The following is a 21,923-nucleotide window of genomic DNA, read 5'->3' as shown; positions in this document are numbered from 1 at the left end:
CAATGTCCCCGCGTCCGTTTATCAACAAGCGCATCAATGCGCTCGAACAATTATTCGCTGATGCAGCCAACCAGATTGCGCTGCTCAGACTCCTGGAGTGCGAACTCCAGCACCGCAGCGTGCCACGCGCCGTAGCGCTCCGCAGGAGGGTGGCGATGGCCATTGCCCGTCATCCGGAAGGCGGCATTCCGCCCACTCCGGAAGATGAACTGCCGCTACCGCCGCCTCCCACACCTCCAGAGCCGGAAGAAGAACCGGAAATTGAGATCGACGTTGAGCCGGGCGACACGCCGGATAGCTCCGAAGAAGTGAATGGTCATCAATCGTTCGATGGCTTTGGAGAAGAAGCGATCACCTATATGCGCGAGATGGATGATGGGCCACCGGAGGAGCCCGCTCTGTTCGATATCGGCGATCTGACTGATGGAGAAATCGAGGCGTCCGAGCCCGTCGAGGTCGTGGCTGCGCCGATCCGGAACGAGCCCACCGATATCGTGGAGAGCTGGACCGCGCTCGAAGTGCTCTCGCCGCAGACCTACAAGCAGCCTGCCGACTTGTGGGATGGTGATCCAAGGACCGTCGCGCGTTTTGACGGAAAACCCCTTCCCTGGCAGACCGGGGAGAAAGCGCGCCCGAGCACCCAGCTTTATTACTACGTGCCCTTGGGCGCGATCCGCGTCGATGAAGCAACAGCCGTTCTCTTGAAGAAGTTCGGCGACAAACGCTCCGAGCGGACGCTCAAGACCGGCTTTGCGCCGCTCGCCTGCATCACGGTGGACCGGCATGGCAGGCCGCTACCAGAGAATGGCATCGCGGTCTCCAGCTTTGGCTTTGGCTATCAGCACACGCGCCAGGGGAATCTGGGCGAGCTCAAAGCATGGCCCGCCATCGAACGCCGTATGGTCGAAGCGCTGGAGAACTATCTGATCCGCTACAAGGACGATAAAATCCTGCCGCTGACCAAGGAGCTGATTGCAGGCGCATTCCGCTCGATCTGCAATACGTTCGCCCTGGAGGAACGGGAGGTTGTCGCGCCGTATTTTGCGCTCCGCGTGTATCAGCATTTCTCCGTCGGCGGAGAGCCGGAGCCGCTCCTGCTCAACAGCTTCTTTCTTGAAGACCTCGCCCGCGTCCGCGATCTCGTGGTCCGCGGTGCCCTGCCGCATACGCTCCGCCAATATCTCGGCATGGAGCACCCCGAGGCTCAAATTGATCTGCTCAATGAGCGCGAGGCCGTTGAGGAATTGGTGACGCCGCTCTGCACGCCCTTTGCCCGATGGCCGACTAGGGGCGGGCATTCTCTCGTGCTGCTTCAGCAAGCGGCCGTCAATGCCGCCAAAGCCCATCTGACCGATAAGACCGGGATCGTCGCCGTGAACGGTCCACCCGGCACAGGCAAGACCACTCTCCTCCGCGACATTGTCGCCCACATCGTCTTTACGCGCGCCGAAGCGCTCGCGAAATTCAAAAAACCCGAAGACGCCTTTTCTCACGCCGGACAATACACAATCGGTCAGGGCTTCCGGCATCTCTACACCATGGATGAGCGTGTGCGCGGCCACGAAATCCTGGTCGCCTCTTCCAACAACAAGGCGGTCGAGAACGTCTCGCGCGAGTTGCCGGAACTGGATCAGATCGAAGAGGCCCGCGCGCCGGAATATTTCCGCACCATCGCCGACAACATGACCGGCGAGCCGGAGTCCTGCTGGGGCCTCGCCGCCGCCGTGCTCGGCAATTCCAGCAACAGGTTCGAATTTCAGAAACGCTTCTGGAAGGACCCGGACTACGGGCTGCATGCCTATCTGTATGCCGCCGAAGGCAAAAAGCCGATCGTTACCGAAAAAGACCCGATCACCGGGCAGGAATTCGAGCGCCTCGCCAAAATCGTCGAGCTGGAGAACCCGCCCCGCAGCCAGGCTGAAGCGCTGAAGCGCTGGACCAGCGCCGTTCAGAAGCTTCGCAAGTGCCGCGCCAGCGTCGAGAAACGCCTGGAGCAGCTGGATGAATATCAGGACGCGCTCTCGCAATTTTCTGAGCTTCAGGAGGCCCTTTCCTCCGCGCGCGCCGAAACTGATGCAGCGAAGGAGCCTTTGCATACGGTGCTCCAGGCCCATACCACGGCTCGCGATCTTCTGGCGCGCTGCGAGCAGGAGATTCTCGCCAACAAGAGGCGGATAGAGGCGCACCAAAATGCCCGCCCCGGCTTGTTTGCAAGGCTGTTCGGGACAGCCTCATATAGGGGTTGGCAGCAAATTGAACGCAGCTTGGTCCAGGAGAAATCGAGCCTCACCGAGAAGCTTCGTTCGCTGGGAAGCCATGCCGCCGCTGCAGAGAAAATGCTGCACGCTGCCCAGGCCCGCAGCAACGCGCTGGATCAGCGTGCCGACGATCTGAAAGAGCATTTGGGACGTGTACGCACTGTTCTCATGCAAGCCGATGCCGAGCTCGGCCAGCGGCTGGCCGGAGAAGAGTTCTGGGAACAATCGCACGAAGACCTGCAAATCTCGACTGCCTGGCTGGATGATGAAACCCAACGCCTCCGGGATGAAGCATTCACCGCCGCCTTCGATCTGCACCGCGCCTTCATTGGAGCTGCCGCCAAACAGGTACGCAACAACCTCAATTGCCTCTTCGATGTTCTGCGCGGCAAAGGACTGACCGAGGAGCGGATGCACGTGCTGCCCTCGCTCTGGACAACGCTCTTCCTGGTGACGCCTGTGGTCTCGACAACCTTCGCGTCCGTGGGGCGCATGCTCCGTCCCATGCCTCCGGAAAGCCTGGGCTGGCTTCTGATCGATGAGGCTGGGCAGGCCCTGCCGCAGGCGGCCGCCGGAGCGTTGATGCGTGCCAGGCGGTCCGTCATCGTCGGCGATCCGCTCCAAATCGAGCCGGTCGTTACCTTATCGCCCATGCTCGTGCAAAAGCTGGCCGGAGCCTTTGGCGTCAATCACCTGGAATGGACGTCTCCCGACTCCTCGGCGCAACGTCTCGCTGACCGGGCCGGGCCGTATGCCGCCGTGTTCGCGCGAGAAGATGCTTATATTCGCGTCGGCGCTCCACTGCTCGTGCACCGGCGTTGCGATGAGCCCATGTTCGGGATTTCCAATGCGGTCTCTTACGGTAGGAATATGGTCTCGGCTGTTCAGAGCAAGCCATCTTCCATTGGTGAAGTGCTGGGGCCGTCCTCTTGGATTCATGTGACGAGCAGTGCGGCAAGCAAATGGAGCGCCCATGAAGGTGAAGCGGTTTTGCGCCTTCTGGAATCTGTCGCCGATGAGGGATGCGAAGAGCCCGACATCTTCATCATCAGCCCGTTCCGGATCGTGCAGGACCAGATGCGCCAGCTCATCATGCGGCGCGAAGGCCTGCTCCGGCGCTTCTCGAAGCTAAGCGCGAGGAATTGGGCCTATGAGCGGATCGGCACCGTGCACACCTTCCAGGGGCGGGAAGCTGACGCCGTGATCTTGCTGCTGGGTGCGCCGAACGAAAACCAGAACGGCGCGCGCGGCTGGGCCGGATATCCGCCGAATATTGTCAATGTTGCTGTCACCCGCGCCAAGCGCAGGCTTTATGTCGTGGGCAACCGCCAGCTCTGGCAAAGCCACGGCGCGTTCAAAATGCTTTCTGCGCGGTTGCCAGTTTAAGATTGGGCCGCGGATTCAGTACGTCGAACCAGATCTGCCGGCAAATCGCGCTGGTAATTCCCCACGAGGTGCAGGACCTCGAATAGGCTGGCGCCCGTGATCCAGATCCCCGACATGGGCAAGGATAACCTCAGCGGTCAGGCGCGGAGAAATTTTCAAACAGCAAGGGGGATAAATTGGGGGATACGAAAAATGGAGGCCAAATACTGAGGCAACCCAGTCGCATATTTGAGTGCTGGCGGAGAGGGAGGCTGACGACCGAAGTGACCCGTGACCTTGGCTTCATGGCGTTCCGTGTTCCGAAGCTTATGTCGGACGATCATTGAAGGCGCCAGAAATTCAGGCCTGATCAGTATGCTCAGGGCGCCCCTGCCATCCGGCAGGCCGGGCTCTCGTGAACCGAGCCCCTGCTACGCCAAGGCCGCGCAGGGTCTCGGCCCGGCTTCGATCCCTGGCGGGTGGAGCAAGTGGCGAGAACAAGCGGTTTCCGGCCTCCCCCATTCTGACGGCCGCCTCGGGCAGCGTCTCAGTTTGTGTTGATCGGTTTCGCGGCGTGAGCATCGGTCGTCGACCGTCACTTCGAGCGGACCTACTCGACGCGCAGTTCCATTCGCACTGGCGCGGTCTCTTTGGGCAACTCCTGGATAGCGCCGCCAATCGCGACCGCTAGCTGGCGGTAGACATTGTAGAAATCCAGTTCCTCGGCATTGGCTGCAACGTTCGGCTTGGCCTCCTCATAATGCCAGGAGACACCGGGATCGGCGGCGAGCGCTTTAACCATCGGCAGATCATGACCGCCGCCGGTGAGCAGGAAACTCACAGGAGTGCGCCTGCGGCTCACTCGCTGAAAGTCTCGAGCGCAGGCCACGGCAACCTCCACCGTACGGCGGCTGCGCTCGCGAAGCCGGTCGGCGAATTGGGTAACCTCGGGCTGTTCGAGGAACTCCCGCAGCGTGACTTCCACATCGCGGTCACCCAATTCAACGGTCAGCGATTCCTCCGAGAACAAGCGCTCCTTGTTCTGCCGCCCATGAATGAGAAGGCGCCGCGCCGCGCCCGCTCCGGCTGGATGGTCTCCCGACAGGCCCGCTTTCCTGAGGATGAATAGCCGCAGCAGCATATCCAGATGATCCCCGGCCTCGGTCAGAACCGCGGCGCTGCCCTCGATCTCGGCGATCACATTGCGCCATGCCAGCCCGGTGGCAAAAGCGCCGAAATCCGATGTACCGCCGCCAATGTCGGCGACGACCACCACGCGCCTGCCATTGTCTCGGATCGATCCCGAGGCGACGGCGGTTGCTTCGCGCACCGATACGTTGCCGTCCGCCGAAAGCTGGAAGAAGTCCGCGTCGCTTGCCGCCGAAACCGGCAATTTCTTGAGGGCGGCGAGGGCTTGACGCTGCGACAGTCCGCCCGGCGCCGTCAGAGCGGGTCCCAGATTGTCGGCCAACGCGAAGCCGCTTTTGACGAGATCCTTGAGAAGCGCTTCGCCCGCTTCCGCTCTTCCGGCATTCCAGGCCGGGCGCGCGATCCGCAATCGCACAGGCCAGGGAAGCCCCTGTTTTTCGGCCTCGCTCCCCGCCCTTTCGACCAAATATGCAAGAAAGAGCTGGAGCAATTTTCGCGGCGTGAACTTGCCCGTGGGGTCGATGTCCTTATGGAGAAGACCGTCGACCTGATCCAGATCGAAGGTGCTCAAATACTGCTTCGGCGATACGAAGGCTAGGCGGCCGCTGGCTTCGTCCCGGATCGCGGCGCTTTCAGCCTCCTGGCCGAACAAAATCTGCGCGCCGCTCACATAGATGACGGAAGGAAGAAGGAAGGCATTCCGCGCCTGCTGACCAGGCCCCTGAGCGATAGCAAGCGGCCTGATCGTCGCCGGAGCGATCTCCTCGCGGTCCACGGCCTTGACCATCGCGAATTTGGACAGAGCGGTGCCGAAATCAATGCAGCCGATCCAATCCGCCCCACGCCTTTTGCTCTGCCGTGCCATGTTGCCCCCACCACTCACTTGCCGATTGCAGCAGCCTCGCCAATACGTACCACCACGCTCGCTGTTCCCTGCCCTCGAATCACGGGCGGTTTCACGACGCGGATCTGGTCGCCATAGGACAGATGATCGTCCGAGTAATATCGTACCGGATCGAACGGCGCTTCCGCGCCGGGTTCGGAGCCCAGCCATAATTCGCGCTTCCGCGCAGCAGATCGCACGGCCTGAAAAACGAGATTTGTAGCGAGCCGGGCCTGCCGTACCAGATTGGCGTCAACCGCACCGCAACCCTCCAGTTTCTCTATCGCGCCCTGAACGCGAGGAATTGCTTGCAAGGCTTCGCCCAGCGCTTCGTCCGCCTCGCTCCACGCCGCCGTTGCAATATGCCGGGACAGTTCATCGCTGCCGTTTTTCTTTTCGCCAGCAGGCGAGGCGTTGCCGGGCCGATCCGAAAGCTGCTTAAATGCGGCCGCCACGGCTCCGAAAGGCACCATGGACTTCGCGGGTATGCTTGCTGACGATGTAAATTGGCTCCTGACCCAGTCTTCGCCCTTTTTTGTTAGACGGTGCACAAAAGGCGCGGAGGATGATTTAATGAGGCCACGCGATTTAAGCCGGTCACGATGAGCTTTTCTCATTGTCAGCCCGTGGACTTGGCTAATCTCTGCGCGTTCTTTGAGCGGCCGGCCTTCACCCGTCAATATGAATAGGACGCCGCATTCAATGGGGCTTAAGTGAAGTTGCTCCATAGCACTCAAAAGCTTGAGAATTTTACAGCATTTTATACCAAGCAGGACTGACGGGCGCAAGGCGGGCGAGTTTGATGTTTCCCGTGATCCGCGAGCCGGCGTCGACGGCGGAAATCGAGACGAAGCGCAAGGCGTTCCTGCGTGAATGGCGGCTACGCTGCCAGGTCGTTCGAGCGTTCGCCCCGCATGGTCAACCCGCCAGAGACTGCCGAGGAGTATCTCGCGAGTATTGTTGCGAACGGCTTACAATTTTGCTTGGCGACATGACCGAGAAATGGTAGCGGCGCGGTCGAGCGGATGCCACGCCTGGTGCAACTGTCGTCATTACGCAGATGCTGCGGCTCGTGGCATGCAGTGACGATGCGCACGGCGACGAATAGCAGGTCTTTCGATGACCGACCCATTGCCGGAGGCAGATGAGCCCGATGGAATCGACCAACTCCGTGCGGCTCTAGCCGAGCTCGATCTGAAGCGCCATCGGCTTGTCGCACGACTGGATCAACTACAGCGAGCCGCAGTTCCGATCCCGGTTGCAGCGGCGCCGGCCGCGCCGTCCAAGCCCGGCATTTCACGCAACTCGACCGTGGCAGAGAAAATAGGACTGTTCCGTCGACTGTTCGCAGGGCGCACCGATGTGGTGCCATTGCGTTGGGAGAACCTGAAGACGGGGCGATCCGGGTATTCACCTGCTTGCCTGAACGAGTGGGTTCGGGGCGTTTGTGGCAAGCCGCAGGTCAAGTGCGGCGACTGCCCGAACCAGGCTTTTGTTGGTGCTTCTGACGACGTTGTCGAATGCCACTTGCGGGGTGAAGATCGCATTCGCAGTAACCGTCGCGAGACTGGGTTCGTCGCTGGTGTATATCCGCTCCTGTTCGACGACACTTGCTATTTCCTCGCCGTCGATTTGGACAAAAAGGATTGGGTTAGCGACGCCAAAGCGTTCCTGGAAACTTGCAGAGAGTTGGATGTGCCAGCCGCGCTGGAGCGGTCGCGATCCGGAAATGGTGGCCATGTCTGGATATTTTTCGCGGAAGCGGTCGCCGCGTCGGAAGCCCGGCGGCTAGGTACGCTGCTGCTGACTCGCGCTATGAACCGTCGTCCTGAGATTGGTTTTGCGTCGTATGATCGGCTGTTTCCTAGTCAGGATACGATGCCAAGGGGCGGCTTCGGCAATCTTATTGCCCTTCCGTTGCAGCGTTTGGCGCGCGAAAATGGTAACAGCGTCTTCGTCGACGATGCGCTGGCACCCTATGAAGACCAGTGGGCATTTCTCGGCAGCCTGCGCCGCTTGTCGTCCGCACAGGTGGCCGCGGTGATCGGACGAGCCGAGGCAGACATGCCCGGCGGATCCACCGGTGTCAGACTGCCAGTCGATGACGAGAATGCGGATGAGCCGTGGAAGATGACGCCATCACGGCGGCGGCAAAGACCGAAGTCCACAGAACCGATGCCCGAGCAGGTTGGCCTCGTGCTTGCCGACCAGGTGTATGTTGATCGGACGCAGCTGCCTTCATCTGTTGTAGCCCAGTTAGTGCGGATCGCCGCGTTTCAGAACCCGGAATTCTACCGCGCTGAAGCGATGCGGATGCCGACCTACGGTAAGCCCCGCATCATTTCATGCGCCGAACTCCACCCCCATCACGTCGGTTTGCCTCGTGGTTGTCTCGATGAAACGCTGGAGTTGCTAAAGGGGCTTGAAATCAACCCGATCTTGACGGACGAGCGTCATGGTGGCCAGCCATTGTCGCTCACTTTTCTCGGCACGTTGCATGACGCGCAGGCGGCCGCCGTCGCTGCCATCGAGCCCCACGACTACGGTGTGCTGGCTGCAACGACAGCCTTTGGCAAAACCGTGGTGGGCGCGAAAATGATTGCGACGCGAGGCTGCAACACACTCGTACTGGTGCACCGGCAGCAACTTGTCGACCAATGGCGCGAACGGCTCAAAACATTTCTTTCGATCGGCGATAGCGACATCGGGACCATCCGCGGCGGCAAACGCCGGCCCTCCGGTCGCATCGACATAGCGCTGATCCAAAGTCTCGTCCGCAATGGCGAAGTAAGCGATCTCGTCGGTGACTATGGGCACCTGATCGTAGACGAATGTCATCACCTCTCCGCCGTCAGCTTCGAACTCGTCGCGCGCCGGACCAAGGCCCGCTACGTACTCGGATTGTCAGCGACCGTCGCTCGCAAGGATGGCCACCACCCCATCATCTTCATGCAATGCGGGCCGGTCAGATATCGGGTCGACGCGAAGGCGCAGGCGGCCACCCGTGCGTTCGCGCACAAGGTCAAATTGCGGGAGACCGGCTTCCGGACACCTGTTGGTCACGAAGCAACCGGTCCCCAGCAGATGACCACGCTGTATGCGGCGCTGGCCGCTGACGCGAAGCGCAACGACATGATCTTTGACGACGTGCTGACCAGCCTGCAAGCGGGCCGTCGGCCGGTCATCTTGACTGAGCGCCGCGACCATCTCGACCACCTGCGCAGCCGGTTCGAAAAGTTCACGCGTAATCTGGTCGTATTATACGGAGGCATGAATGTCACCGAACGGCGCGCCGCCGAGGCCGGCCTCAATACGCCAGATGGCGAGGAGCGCCTCGTGCTGGCGACCGGGCGCTACCTCGGCGAAGGTTTTGACGATGCCTCGCTCGATACGCTGTTCCTGACCATGCCGATTTCGTGGAAAGGCACGCTCGCCCAATATGTCGGTCGCTTGCATCGCGAACATCATGCCAAGCGCGAAGTCATCGTCTACGATTACGTCGACAGCGGCGTCGCCATGCTCGCCCGCATGGCACTGAAGCGGCAGGTGGGATATCGAAGCCTTGGGTACGAACTGGCAGCCGCGGCGACTCCCACGGATGTCGTTGGGCGGCGGACGTGAGTCAGGGGATGCGCGATGACCGTCACCCAGGAACTGGCCGAGATTCTGGCCGACGTCGAGCGTCCGGGCGACTACTACGTCGCTGGCCGCGCCGAATTCCTGGCGCCACTGATCGACGTCGATGGCGTCGGCGTGATCGCGCTGCCACTATTGCCGGCGCAGGCAAAGCAACTGATCAAAGCGGCAACGCGCGCTCCGTTCGGGCGCGGCTCGGAAACCGTTGTTGACACAAAGATCCGCCGCACATGGCAGATCGAGGCGAGCCGAGTTGCTATCGGAGGCAAACATTGGCTCCAGACAATCAATGGCATCGTGGCGCGAGCCGCCGAAGGTTTGGGCGTTGCCGGACCGGTCACCGCGGAACTCTACAAGCTGCTCGTCTATGACAAGGGCAGTTTCTTCGTCAGTCATCGCGATACCGAGAAAGCGCCGGGAATGTTCGCGACGCTGGTCGTCGCGCTGCCGTCGCAGTCTGAGGGCGGTGAACTAATCGTCCAACATAAGGATCGCAAAGCGCGGCTCGATCTCCACACAGGGGAGCCCTCCGAGATCGCCTTCGCGGCCTTCTACGCAGACTGCACGCACGAGGTGCTGCCGGTCACGACAGGTTGCCGCGCAACGCTGGTGTTCAACCTTGTGCGTGAGGGTAAGGGCCGGGCACCGGAGCCACCGAGCTACGAGGCCGAGACTGAGCGCGTCGCGTCTCTCCTTGGGGCGTGGGCGCAGACCAAGGACGAAGCCGACAATCGGGACCACATCGGCAATGCCGCAGACGACGTAGCTTCTCCCGAGAAAATCGTCTATCTGCTGGAGCATGCTTACACGCCCGCCGAGCTGGCCTTCGAAACGCTGAAAGGCGCCGACGCCGCGATTGCCCGGCTGCTCACCGCAGCGGCGCCTCGCGCGGCATGCGATCTGCATCTTGCCCTCCTCACAGTCTGGGAAAGCGGCTCGGCCGAGTACACTGGCCGCGAAAACTGGCACTATCGCCGCGGTCGGCGCGACGCGGGCGAAGAGGAGCATTCCGCCGAGTTCGAGGTCATCGAGGTTCTCGACGACGCTAGATCGCTGTCGGAGTGGCGCCGGCCCGATGGCGCGCCAACGGCGCTCGGAACGTTGCCTATCGTCGACGAGGAGGTGTCGCCGACGACCGCGCTCGACAATATGGAACCGGACGAGGAGCATTTCCGTGAGGCGACCGGCAACGAAGGCGCCTCATTCGACCGAACCTATGCGCGCGCGGCGCTGGTGATCTGGCCAAGCAGCCGCATCCTTGCCGTCCTTAACCAGGCGGGACTCGAGGCTACGCTGCCATATCTGGAAGGGCTTTTGGACAAGTGGCAGGTGGCCGGCCCGAAGAAAGGCCTGGAGCACAAACAGCAAGCCTTGGAACTCGCCGGGCATATGATCGCGGCTTGGCCGGAGCACAGTTGGTACGGGCGGGAAAGCGCTGAGCCGAGCTATCTCGGACGCATGCTCAGCCTGCTCGCCCGCCTTGGCGATCTCGCGCCGGTCGAGGCGATCCTCGACAAGCTGGTCAGCCGGCAAGGCCATGACAAAGCCGACAATGCCGCTATTCTGGAAGTCGTGGCGCTCTTTCCTCACGATCGTGCCGCCGAAACCCTGCGGAAGATCGTCGCCGCGCATGCCGTGGACGCGCTTGGTTCGTGTGGCGCGCTGCTTGCCGGTGCTCTAAATGGAGCCTTCGCGAACAAGCCGGCGCTGCTGTTCGGCGTCGCGCGGGCTCTTGTCGACTATCTTCCAGGCGATCCGGCTTCCGCCCCCAAGGACCAGTGGGGCCGATCGAGAGGGGTAAAGCCCGATGCAACATTCGTTGGCGATCTCGTCGGGGTCGTGGACCGCGTCGATGTTGGGCTTGCCAAGCACGCCGCGGCCCACATTCTCGCCTGGCCACAGCATTTCGGTCTCGATCGCGTGCTTGTGCCGGCAGCAACGCGCTTGTTGCAGGAACGTCGTCACGGTGGGGCGGCTTTCGACGCCTTGCGCAACGCCTGCGTTACACACCTCGAAACACGTATCGCCGAACCGCTCGAGGCGCCACGTAACTGGACCCGTCCGAGCGCAATCGGCTGCGAATGCCAGCATTGCAGCGCGCTTTCTGGATTTCTTGCTGACGCCGGCCGCGAGAACTGGACGCTGCGAGCCGCCCAGCAGATCCGCACGCATGTCGAGAACGAGATCCGCCGCGCCAGCGCTGACGTCGATACCGAGACGCTGCGCAAAGGATCGCCACACAGCCTGATCTGCACCAAGAACCAGGCGAGCTACAATCGACGCGTCACCCAGCGCAAACAAGACCTCGCCGATATCACAGTGATTCACCATGGACTTTCTTCGATCGGATCCGAATAGAGGCGCGTGGGCTGGATTTGCAATTTGAGATTCCGCACCGGCTGGCCGGACCAAAAGTGCAGCACCGCCCAAATCGATCGCCCCACCTGCCGATACCGCCGCCACCAGCACTAGCACCATGGATGGCGGCAAGGCTGCGGCCGACAGGCAGCGCTCGATGTTACGGAGATCGAAAAAGCAATGATTTCAAGTATGTCGCGCTTCAGCGACAATCCCCTCGCGGGCAGACATGTTTTCGTCCTTAATGGATGTGGTTCACGTAGGCGGTCATGTGCGGTCCGGCAACGCCGGATAAAGACCGGGTAGCAGCCCGGGTGCCAGCTCCGCCGGAAAGGCAATGCGGAACGGCGACTTGTGGGTGTCGGCCTTGATAATTCCGCGCTTATTGAGCAGGGCGGCAACCCGGCGCGCCTTGTCCATCTTGAAACCGGTGATCTCGGGCATGTCTTTACGCTCCAGCTCGCGATGCGTGAGGATGTGCGCGAGGATCTTCGTACTGTTCGGCATTAAGCTCCCGACCTGCTCTTCGCCCTTGGCCCAGTCGAGCACACGCTTGCGAAGGGCCGCCGGCTGCATGAGCTCGGCCATGAATTTCACCTGATCAAGACAGCATTCGAGGAAGAAGGCCGTGAACGAGGCCAGCTCCTCCTCGCTGAGGTTACCGCGCCCGTCGAGGTCGTTGCGACGCTGCAGATCACAGCTGGCCAGATGCGCCTTGTATTCGTCCTGCTTGCGCGCCAGGCCACGGGCGATCGACCAGATCCCGCCGCTGTTGAGCGCCTCCAGCAGCATCGCGTAGGAGATTAGCCGGGCCACCCGTCCATTGCCGTCGGAGAAGGGGTGGATCCAGAGCAGACGGTGATGGGCAGCGGCGGCCTGGAGAACCGTCTCGGATTTGCCGAGCCGGGCATACGCTTCCTCCCAGCGCTGGAGAAAGCGCGGTACCGCGCCCGGGCTGATCGCGATATGCTGGCCGACCCGGACATCGCTGTGGCGTAGTTCGCCGGGGACGACCGGCTCACGGCGTCCGGTGCCCGGCTCCTCAACCCAAAGCAAGTCGGCAGGCAAAGCGCTTTCAAAGCGCTTGTGGACGTCGAGCACCGCTTGCATTGTGGCCGCCTTGCCGGCCAGCGCACCTTCATCGATCCATCGCTGTGTGGCGATGTGCGCCTTGGCCTCTTTCTGCAGATTGCGCTTCTCGGTGTCCTGGCTGTAGTCGCCGGCCAGTGCTCGTTCGATATCGATGGGATGTGTATTATGGCCTTCGATGAGGTTGCTGTAATAGCAGTTCATCGAGCGGACCACATCGCAAATGGCGCCTACCATGCCCTCGGGCAGGCTGGTCCGGAACTGCGTCGCGGCAGTATTGAGTTCGAACACCAGCTCGTTGAGGCGCGCGCGGTGCCGTGACTCCGTGCTAATGAGCATTGGCTCCATGCTCGATACGAGCTCGTCGCGATCCGTCGGCGCGGCCTTAGTTGCCAGTTTCTTCGCCGGTTTTTTGTCCAGTTTTTTTGCCAGTTTCTCAGTCACAACCCGTCCCTCATGGTAGATAAATCAACGACATAGAGCAGTCGGAGAGGAGGAATCGCTCCAGTTTCAGCCAGTCCTTTACCCAGTTTTCTAGCCAGTTCCTGCCAATTGGGCAAATGCTCGGCTCCACGCGGCAGCAGTATCGGCTGCGGGGACGTGCCTGACAGATGAAGGCGAGAAACGGCGTTGGAAGCAGGAAGCCTAAGCTGACAGCCTGGAGGCGAAGCAGATAAGGGGTACCGTTCGCGGATTTGAGCGTCAGGGGCCTTGCCGCGTAGGGAGTTGATTGGTAGGCCAGTGAGCAAACTGATACGCTAATAAGCTGTTTAGTTGTTAAACGCTACAGGGGAGATGGCTGTTGAGCGATGTGACGTTGGGAGGGGTAATTGCCGCGAAAAGAAAAGAGCTCGGGCTAAGCCAGAAGGAGCTGGCGACAAAGATACGTCGTGAGGATGAAGAAGCGATCTCTGCCCAATATCTAAACGATATCGAGCGCGATCGACGCAGCCCGTCGAGCGATCACATGATCAGCCAATTTGCAAGCGTGCTTGGTTTAGACGCCGACTATCTGCATTACCTCAATGGCCGCTTTCCCGAGCTGGAGCGCAGCCAGAGGCTACCACCAGAAAAATTCAAAGAGGGGATGGTTGCCTTTCGCAGGAAGACGGAGGGGAAGAAAGGTTGAGATGGTGCGGCATGTGAAAGATGCGACGGGCCGCTTTCCCGAACGGCCGCATTACGAACCGGCTGAGCTTGACCGTGAATGTGAGCGGCTCATCACGACGTTTCTTTGCGCCCGGCACGGTGAAATTAGATTTCCGATCGATACCGAGGATCTAAAAAAACTGATCGAGCGAGACGCCTCGGACCTTGACTGCTATGCAGACCTCTCAGGCTACGGACCTGATGTGGAGGGGCTTACTCAGTTCCTTCCAGAACGCCGGCCGGCAGTGAAGATTTCAGCCAAACTGACGGATGACGACCGGCGGGAGAATAGACTGCGTACCACGCTCACTCATGAGTATACGCATGTGCGTTTGCACGGCTATCTGTTCCAGATGGCGCAAAGCCAGCGCAGCCTGTTCGATGCCGGCGATACCTTCCGCACCATGTGCAAACGCGACGCCGACCCCTTGGCGCTGCCACAGACGGACTGGATGGAATGGCAAGCTGGCTATGGCTGCGGGGCGCTCTTGATGCCGGTGAGCTATGTCAGGCGGGCCGTTGAGGCCGTCCTGACGGAACACGGCCATTACGGCGCCGTTGCGCCGCACAGCGAATTAGGCGGCCTCCTCGCGCGCCGCGTCAGTGAAGGATTCCAGGTCTCCGTGGATGCTGCGCGCGTTCGCCTTATGAAGCTTGGCCTGCTCGGCGAAGCACAGGGCCAGGCGCTGTTCGGTTAACAAAATCCATCGGTTGACCGCGCGGGCTTGAAGATCGTGCGCCGTCGTGATACGCAGATCTGCGGATCAGCGTTTTGCCGTTTTGAACGGCACGCGGTGCTAGACGGAAGGAGAATCAACGGCATGGCCTCAAAACACGAAATCAAATGCATCAACAAAACCGATCGTTATAACGCCCATGAGCGCATCCGGGCGATCGGCGGTCAGAACACCGACGGCTCACGATGGAAGCTTTCGCAGGAAGACGCCATCGCCGGCATGGAGGCCAAGAAATGGCAGTTCTTCGTGCGGACCGGCGGCCAGGCAGTCGACGTGACCGTGGCGGTAAGCCGGTTCGGCAACAAATACCTAAAGACCGTGGCGGACGGCGAGCAGCCGAACAATCTGCTGTCGCTGTATGAATGTGTCGGCTGAGCGGCACAATGTCCGGAGGCGAAAGCCCCCAATTTCTAAGCAAAGGAAGACGACCATGAGCAAGAAAGACATCCATGTCGTGCCTCACAAAGACGGGTGGGCGACGAAGAAGGAAGGTGCCGGCCGGGCCGGCGTCGTGACCGGCACGAAGGCGGAGGCGCTGGAAAGAGCGCGGGAACAGGCAAGGCGCGAGAATGTTGAGATCGTGATCCATAAGAAGGACGGCACAATCCACGATAGCGACAGCTACGGCAATGACCCGCATCCGCCGAAGGACAAGAAGCATTAAGCGGTCACGGCCACGGGCGGCGGCTTACGGATCTGTTCACTGTAGGGCCACGCATCTTTCACAATAGCGCGGCGCGGCAGTAGGGAGGGACCATAGCTGCCGCGTCGCCGGGGTACCGTGCCGTCATCGGCACGCACGACCGATCGGCGTCACGCGGACGCAATCAAAACCGGTGCATCGGCATGCACCTAGCCGATCCGGCGATCAACTTCGTCGGCGGGCCGGCGGACACCAAATGCTTTCGACCTCCGACGGCTTCGGCAAGGATGTAGCGCACCGCCTCGACCTTGGGGGCCCTCGATGGCGAGATCGTTTCCTGCCTTCAGCGAGATGTCCTGGCCGACCTGCATCTATCGCGACATGGGCGTAGCTGCCTTTCTGCACTATATCTGGCAGCAGTAATCACCCCATCTCCGCATCAGTTCTCTACGCTTAAACAACAGGTCACTTCGTCGATAGGCGCGCTCAACTTCACTGCCAACTTCATGCGCTAGACACAATTCACTAATTTCTCTAGGAAAATCGGTTGTATCGGCTGCCCAATCGCGGAACGTGGAACGAAAGCCGTGCACAGTGATGTCGTCGCGGCCCATGCGCCGCAGAAGCATTTCCATGGCCATGCCCGACAATGGACGACCGTCACGATGACCGGGAAAGACGTAGCTAATGCCCGCAAGATGGGGCAGCGATGAAATGATTGCGCACGCCTGAGTGGAGAGCGGCACGCGATGCTCCTTTTGCCCCTTCATCCGCTTGGCTGGTATCACCCATAGATCGCCATTCAATTCAGAGCGATCCGCGTTGAGGACTTCGCTCGTGCGGCATGCAGTCAGGATGGTGACCTCCAACGCCCGGGCAGCGAGCGCGTCACGGCCGCGTAGGTCCGCCATGAAGGCAGGTAGCTCCTGCCACGGCAGGGCGGGATGATGTTGGACTGTGTGAACCTTGGCGCGGGCTGGCAGGAGATGCTTCAGGTTGCCGCGCCACATTGCCGGGTTCACGCCCGTGCGGTAGCCCTTGGCCCCTGCCCAATCCAGCACGGCTTCGATGCGTTCGCGGACCTTTGACGCTGTCTCATTCTTTGTCGCCCAGATCGGTGCGAGGACGCGCAGCACATCGTCAACGGTGACGGTGGCCACATCGCGCTTACCGAAGGCAGGATAGGCGTAGCGCTCCAGCTCCGATTGCCAGCGGTGCGCCGTTCGCGCCCCGCGCCAGCCCGCTTTGTGGGCCTGGATGTAGGCCGCCGCAGCCTTGTCGAATGTCATCCCGTTGGCGGCCCTGCCATCAGCTTTGCGAGCTTCGATAGGGTCGATGCCCTGTCGTGTCAGCTTCCTGGCATCAGCAGCCTTCTCACGGGCTTCGGCGAGCGAAATTTCAGGATATGGCCCGAGCCCCATATCGCGTGCGCGGCCGCCGGTCTTGAACCGGAAAATCCAGGACCGCGCGCCGCTGCCCGTCACCTTTAGATAGAGGCCGAATCCATCATTGTGCAATCCGGTCTGTGCCGTCTTGCGCACCCTCACATCGGTCAGCTTGCCCATACCTTAGCCCATACCAAAAGCAGCTGCTTGGATGCTATGCGAAGCGATGAATGGAGACAAGCAGAGACAGTAATATTTTGATGTGGCTAAGATTTATGATATCGCAGGAGATCCCAAGCGACGCAGTGAGAGGTTGGCTTGGTGCCCTCTTGCGGCACCATTCTCCCCACGCATCCCGAGTCGACGCCAGCAGAGTGAAATCCGGCGCAGCAGCGGCCTGGCGACGCCAATCTGCCGAGTTCGCGGCAAGCGCCTACGACGCCGCGCCGGGGCCGGGAATGGCGCCCGGGGGGCATTTGCCGAGGATGATCATGCCGAGCACGTCGTCCTTGCTGACGTCGCTGGTCCGCGCCGAGCCGACGACCTTGCCGTTCTTCATCACCGTCACCCGGTCGGCGAGGTCGAAGACGTCGTGGATGTCGTGGCTGATCAGGAAGATGCCGATGCCTTCGCGCTTGAGCTGCTTGATCAGCTCGCCGACCTGCGCGGTCTCCGCAGGCCCGAGCGCGGCGGTCGGCTCGTCCATGATCAGGATGCGGGCGTTGAAATGGATGGCGCGGGCGATGGCCACCGACTGGCGCTGCCCGCCCGACAGCGATTTGACCGGATCCTTGAAACGGCGGAAATTCGGGTTGAGCCGGCCCATGACCTGGCGCGCCTGCGATTCCATCGCCGCATCGTCGAGCGTGCCCCAGGCGGTGAGCAATTCGCGGCCGAGGAACAGGTTGGATGCCGCATCCACATTGTCGGCGAGGGCCAGCGTCTGGTAGATGGTCTCGATGCCGTAGGCCTTGGCGTCGCGCGGATTGTCGATCCGGGCCTCCTGGCCGTCGATGAAGATCTGGCCTGCGTCGCGCGCATAGGCGCCGGAGAGAATCTTGATCAGCGTCGATTTGCCGGCGCCGTTGTGACCGAGCAGGCCGACCACTTCGCCGGGATAAAGTTCGAGGCTGGCCCGATCGACCGCCTTGACGCCGCCGAAGGCGATGGAGATGTCGCGCATCTCGACCAGGGGGGTGGCTGCTGACGATGTCGACATGGGCGCCTCCTAAACCGTCCGCCGGCGGTAGACCTGATCGATCCAGACCGCCACGACCAGCACCGTGCCGACCACGATCTGCTGCGCCGCCGCGTCGAAGCCGATCAGCACCATGCCCGAATAGAGCGACTGCATGACCAGCGCGCCCAGGATGGCGCCATAGATCGTGCCGATGCCGCCGGCCAGCGACGCGCCGCCGATCACCGCCGAGGCGATGACATACAATTCGTCGAGCGAGCCTAGCGAGTTGGTCGCCGAGTTGAGCCGCGCGCTGGCCACCGCGGCGGACAGCCCGCACAGAAAGCCCATCAGCGCAAAAATCTTCAGCGTCACCCAGCGCGTGTTGATGCCGGCGAGCTCCGCCGCTTCCGGATTGCCGCCGATGGCGAAAACATAGCGGCCGAACCGCGTGCGGGTGATCAGGACCGTCATGGCGATGCCGACCGCCATCAGGATCAGCACGGGGATCGCAAAGCCGTGCGAGATGAACAGACCGCCCTCCGGGATCGCGACTCCGGTCCGCTCCGCAAACTGGCGGACGATGCCGATCGGCCAGGGATAGGCGTTGACCGTCAGCACGAAGCCGATGATCGCGGCGCAGCCGATCACCGCCAGCAAAATCTCCGCCCAGACCGGGCGCAGCGGAAACTGGAAGCGCCGGCGCTGCTTGCGCGCCGACAGCAGCAGCAACACCACCGCCGCGCAGGCCAGGAGGCCGACGATCCAGCTCCCGGCCGCGCCGATAGCGCCGTATGGCCCGCCCCCCAGCAGGGCGAAGGTGCTGTCGACAGGCGCGATCGTCTCACCGCGCGCCATGAAAAATGCGGCGCCCCGCCAGACCAGCAGGCCGCCCAGCGTGACGATGAAAGCGGGAATTTGCAGATAGGCGATCAGGTAGCCGTGAAAGGCGCCGATCATCGTCCCCGTCGCGAGGCCGGTCAGCACCGCGATCACCCAGATCGCGGGATGGCCGAGGCCGAGCATTTCCGGCAGCACCCAGACCTGCATGATCGCCATCGCCATGGCGCAGACGCCCAGCACGGACCCGACGGAGAGGTCGATGTTGCGGGTCACGATCACCAGCACCATGCCGGTCGCCATGATCCCGATCGAGGCGGCCTGGACAGACAGGTTCCAGAGATTGCGCGGGGTGAGGAATGTGCCGAAGCCGTTGACGATGGCGCCGTAAAGGTGAAAGCCGATCCAGATCAGCGCCAGGGCGCCGACCATGCCGAGCAGCCGCGTGTCGATCTCGGTGGCCCGCAGGACGGCGGCGAGGCCGCCCGGGTGGGTATCGCGCGCTTCTGCGGAGGTTGCATCGGCTGTCATCTGTTGGCTCTCCCAAGCCACGCGTCGTCAGACAATGTAGAGCGGGGAAAAGGACGCCGGAAGATCCGCGCGCGATCGTATTGGCGCGGAGGCAGGCCAGTGCGGCCGGACGCCGGATCGCCACTTGGGCTCTAGCGATCCGGATGACGGCCGGAAACGGCGGCACCGTTCAGGTGCCCCCGCCGCTGCCCCCCGGCTGCTTCGCTGCGACTACTCGCAGCCCTTCACGCCCGGCTTGGCGCCTTCGCAGGCTTTCGCCTTCGGGATCCAGCTGGCTTCGATGACGAGGTTGAGATTGTCCTTGGTGATCGCGATCGGCTTCAGGAAGGTGGCCTGCATCTCGACCTTCTTGGCGCCGCCCGACCATTTCTGCGTGCCCGCGACTTCGGTCAGCTTCTTGCCGCTGGCCAGGGCCGATGCGATGTCGCCGGCCGTCTTGCCGAGCTCACGCGCGTCCTTCCAGACGGATACGGTCTGCGTGCCGCGCGCCACTCGGTTCAGCGCCGCATGGTCGCCGTCCTGGCCCGACACCGGCACCGTGCCGGCGAGGCCCTGCGCCGAAAGAGCGGCAATCACGCCGCCGGCCATGCCGTCATTCTGAGCGACGACCGCGTCCACCTTGTTGTTGTTGGCGGTCAGGATCTGCTCCATGTTCTTCTGCGCGTTGTCGGGTTTCCAGCCGTCCGTGTAGGTCTCGCCGACCTTCTTGATCTTGCCGGAGTCGATGGCGGCCTTCAGCACTTCGAGCGTCCCGCTCAGCAGGAAATCCGCGTTCGGATCGCCCTTGTCGCCCTTGATGAAGGCGTAGTTGCCTTCCGGCTTGGCGGCGAGCACGGCCTTGGCCTGCTGGCGGCCGACCTCGACATTGTCGAAGGTGAGATAATAGGCGCGCTTGTCCTCGATCAGCCGGTCATAGCCGACGACCGCGATGCCTTCCGCCGCCGCCTTGTCGATGGCGGGGCCGATGGCGTCCTTGTCGACGGTCAGGATCACCAGCGCGTTGGCGCCTTGGGAAATCAGGTTCTCGATGTCGGTGAGTTGCTTGGCGGCCGAGGCCTGGGCGTCGGCGGAGACGTATTTATCGCCATTGGCCTCGATGGCCTTCTTCATCGCGGCTTCGTCGGTCTTCCAGCGCTCTTCCTGGAAATTCGACCAGGACACGCCGATGACTTTGCCTGCGGCGCCGGCCTGACCGGGACATACGGATGCGACGACGGCACCCGCAAGGAGTGCCCCCAAAACACGATTCATGCTCAATCCTCCCAGTGCGCTCCCTAGCGAGCCCGAGGCTCAAGTGGTCCGCAGTCGGAACGGTCTCCGGTCGGACTGGCCACTTTTTTTGATCCTCGAAATAAAGACTGATCGAAAGCATAAGCCATGTCAAGATGTGACAAGGTCGAAGACGTTCGGTATTATTGGCAAACAATTTCAACCGGCGCGGGACAGCTTGCGCAATCAGGACATCCTGGTCGGAGGGACGAACAATTGTGGGGAGCCGCTACCCGCTCCGACGAGCTGCGCCGCAACAACCGCAGCCGCATCCTGGCCGCCGTCCGGCGCAAGGGGCAAATGTCCCGCACCGATATCAGCCGCGAAACCGGCCTCAGCGCGGCGACAGTCTCCGCCATCACGTCGGATCTCATTGCTGAAAACGTGCTCATCGGCCCGGCGCGGGGCGATGTGGCGGCGAACGGGCGCGGCAGGCCAAAGGTCGATCTCGGGCTCAATCCGCGGGCCGGCATCGTCGGGGCGATGAGTTTCCAGCTCAATGCGATATCGGCGGCCATCGTGGATTATGCGGGCGTGCCGCTCGCCGACAGCGCCCTGACGATCGACACGCAGCGCGCCAGCGCCGCCATGCTGCGCAAGGCGCTTGCCCGCTGCATGAGAGACGCGCTCGCCTCGGCCGGCACGCCGCATGCCAGGCTCCGCGGCATCGTCATCGGCATCCAGGGCATCGCCGACATCGACGGAACCAAGCTGATCTGGTCGCCGGTGATGAAGGAGCGGAACCTTCCCGTGCGGAGCTGGCTGGAGGCCGAATTCGATGTGCCCGTGCGGATCGCCAATGAATGCGACCTCATCGCCCGGGCGCTGAACTGGGGCGATCCGGAAACCTTCGCCAACGACTTCGCCGCCATCCTGGTCGCCCACGGCGTCGGCATGGGCTTTTTTCGCCGGGGCGGACCGGTGAACGGCTCACACACCTCCGGCACCGAATTCGGCCATATGGTGTACCGCCCGGACGGCGCGCTGTGCCGTTGCGGCGCGCGCGGCTGCATCGAGGCCTATGCGGCGGATTACGGCATCAAGCGGCGGGCGAGCCGGCTGCCGGAGACTTCGGCGCCGTCCAATTCCGTGTCGGCGCAGGAAATCGAGGCCATCGTCGCGGCCGCCCTTGCCGGCGACGCGGATGCCCATGCCGCGATCGAGGAGGCCGGCCGCGCCATCGGCACCGGTCTCGCCAATCTCTACGCGCTGACCGACCCGTTTCCCGTCGCCCTCATCGGCAGCGCGACCATCACCCGGCAACTGCTGGAGCCGGCCATCCGCGCGTCGATCTCGCAATCCGCGGTGGTCAGGAACGCCATGCCCTCGCGCAAGCGGCCAGGCATCGTGCTGCACTTCATCCCGAATGATGCCCCGCTGGTGCGTCAGGGCTGCGTGATGCGGGCGCTTCTCGCGCTGGACGACCAGTTCGCCGATCCGCCGAGCTGATCCAG

At 62.1% G+C, this 21,923-nt stretch carries 15 protein-coding genes; 8 read left to right on the top strand and 7 right to left on the bottom strand.

All coding sequences use genetic code 11. From position 1 onward, the window contains the following. Positions 1-2 precede the first annotated feature (2 nt). Entirely contained in the window at positions 3-3,644 is a 3,642-nt protein-coding gene (locus tag BLEFHOIH_RS17330; protein ID WP_088347274.1) for an ATP-binding protein, read from the top strand. 589 nt (positions 3,645-4,233) lie between these two features. On the opposite strand, the gene BLEFHOIH_RS26770 is transcribed toward BLEFHOIH_RS17330, so the two are convergent. Together BLEFHOIH_RS26770 and BLEFHOIH_RS17320 are read right to left on the bottom strand one after the other, a co-directional pair. After that, the gene (locus BLEFHOIH_RS26770) at positions 4,234-5,637 is read right to left on the bottom strand and encodes a hypothetical protein (RefSeq protein WP_088347273.1); all 1,404 of its coding nucleotides are present in this window, start codon (positions 5,635-5,637) and stop codon (positions 4,234-4,236) included. A gap of 14 nt (positions 5,638-5,651) precedes the next feature. Then, positions 5,652-6,383 (bottom strand): hypothetical protein, encoded by a 732-nt coding sequence (locus BLEFHOIH_RS17320; RefSeq protein ID WP_125461766.1) that lies wholly within the window; start codon positions 6,381-6,383, stop codon positions 5,652-5,654. Positions 6,384-6,774: 391 nt separating this feature from the next. Between BLEFHOIH_RS17320 and BLEFHOIH_RS17315 the strand changes: the two genes are divergently transcribed. Together BLEFHOIH_RS17315 and BLEFHOIH_RS17310 are read left to right on the top strand one after the other, a co-directional pair. Next, positions 6,775-9,276 carry a DEAD/DEAH box helicase gene (locus tag BLEFHOIH_RS17315; protein WP_088347271.1) on the top strand — a complete coding sequence of 834 codons (2,502 nt, stop codon included), beginning with the start codon at positions 6,775-6,777 and terminating at the stop codon, positions 9,274-9,276. Positions 9,277-9,291: 15 nt separating this feature from the next. Then, on the top strand, positions 9,292-11,649 hold the full coding sequence (locus tag BLEFHOIH_RS17310) for a 2OG-Fe(II) oxygenase (RefSeq protein ID WP_088347270.1): 2,358 nt from the start codon (positions 9,292-9,294) through the stop codon (positions 11,647-11,649). A 267-nt stretch (positions 11,650-11,916) separates the two neighbouring features. Here the strand turns inward: BLEFHOIH_RS17310 and BLEFHOIH_RS17305 are convergent, their stop codons facing one another. After that, a complete protein-coding gene (locus BLEFHOIH_RS17305; RefSeq protein WP_210191582.1) occupies positions 11,917-13,182 on the bottom strand; it encodes a Fic family protein in 1,266 nt (421 codons plus the stop codon). 367 nt (positions 13,183-13,549) lie between these two features. Here BLEFHOIH_RS17305 and BLEFHOIH_RS17300 point away from each other — a divergent pair, with 367 nt between their 5' ends. Genes BLEFHOIH_RS17300 through BLEFHOIH_RS17285 form a run of 4 tightly spaced genes read left to right on the top strand, consistent with a single transcriptional unit; the run spans position 13,550 to position 15,288 of the window. Then, positions 13,550-13,867 carry a helix-turn-helix transcriptional regulator gene (locus BLEFHOIH_RS17300; RefSeq protein ID WP_245297071.1) on the top strand — a complete coding sequence of 106 codons (318 nt, stop codon included), beginning with the start codon at positions 13,550-13,552 and terminating at the stop codon, positions 13,865-13,867. Between the two features lies 1 nt (position 13,868). After that, positions 13,869-14,585, top strand: coding sequence for a hypothetical protein (locus tag BLEFHOIH_RS17295; RefSeq protein WP_088347268.1), 717 nt, complete (start codon positions 13,869-13,871; stop codon positions 14,583-14,585). Positions 14,586-14,621: 36 nt separating this feature from the next. Continuing rightward, a complete protein-coding gene (locus BLEFHOIH_RS17290; RefSeq protein WP_245297070.1) occupies positions 14,622-14,999 on the top strand; it encodes a DUF3892 domain-containing protein in 378 nt (125 codons plus the stop codon). A gap of 55 nt (positions 15,000-15,054) precedes the next feature. Then, positions 15,055-15,288, top strand: coding sequence for a DUF2188 domain-containing protein (locus BLEFHOIH_RS17285; RefSeq protein ID WP_088347266.1), 234 nt, complete (start codon positions 15,055-15,057; stop codon positions 15,286-15,288). A gap of 383 nt (positions 15,289-15,671) precedes the next feature. On the opposite strand, the gene BLEFHOIH_RS17280 is transcribed toward BLEFHOIH_RS17285, so the two are convergent. The 4 genes from BLEFHOIH_RS17280 to xylF form a co-directional block, all read right to left on the bottom strand. After that, on the bottom strand, positions 15,672-16,832 hold the full coding sequence (locus tag BLEFHOIH_RS17280) for an integrase arm-type DNA-binding domain-containing protein (protein ID WP_088347265.1): 1,161 nt from the start codon (positions 16,830-16,832) through the stop codon (positions 15,672-15,674). A 253-nt stretch (positions 16,833-17,085) separates the two neighbouring features. Next, positions 17,086-17,871: an ATP-binding cassette domain-containing protein gene (locus BLEFHOIH_RS17275; protein WP_088347264.1), complete on the bottom strand. Its 786-nt coding sequence runs from the start codon at positions 17,869-17,871 to the stop codon at positions 17,086-17,088. A gap of 9 nt (positions 17,872-17,880) precedes the next feature. After that, complete coding sequence (locus tag BLEFHOIH_RS17270; RefSeq protein ID WP_088347263.1) at positions 17,881-19,200, bottom strand: sugar ABC transporter permease; 1,320 nt, start codon at positions 19,198-19,200, stop codon at positions 17,881-17,883. Positions 19,201-19,410: 210 nt separating this feature from the next. Continuing rightward, positions 19,411-20,451, bottom strand: a complete 1,041-nt coding sequence (gene xylF, locus BLEFHOIH_RS17265) for a D-xylose ABC transporter substrate-binding protein (RefSeq protein WP_088347262.1) — start codon at positions 20,449-20,451, stop codon at positions 19,411-19,413. A 234-nt stretch (positions 20,452-20,685) separates the two neighbouring features. Between xylF and BLEFHOIH_RS17260 the strand changes: the two genes are divergently transcribed. After that, positions 20,686-21,918 (top strand): ROK family transcriptional regulator, encoded by a 1,233-nt coding sequence (locus BLEFHOIH_RS17260; RefSeq protein WP_170937218.1) that lies wholly within the window; start codon positions 20,686-20,688, stop codon positions 21,916-21,918. Positions 21,919-21,923 lie beyond the last annotated feature (5 nt).

It is taken from the genome of Rhodomicrobium sp. R_RK_3 (assembly GCF_002198715.1).
In the GTDB taxonomy this organism is placed as follows: domain Bacteria; phylum Pseudomonadota; class Alphaproteobacteria; order Rhizobiales; family Rhodomicrobiaceae; genus R-RK-3.
Note: the sequence above shows the minus strand (reverse complement) of the source record. Positions and strands in the feature narration are given on the sequence as shown.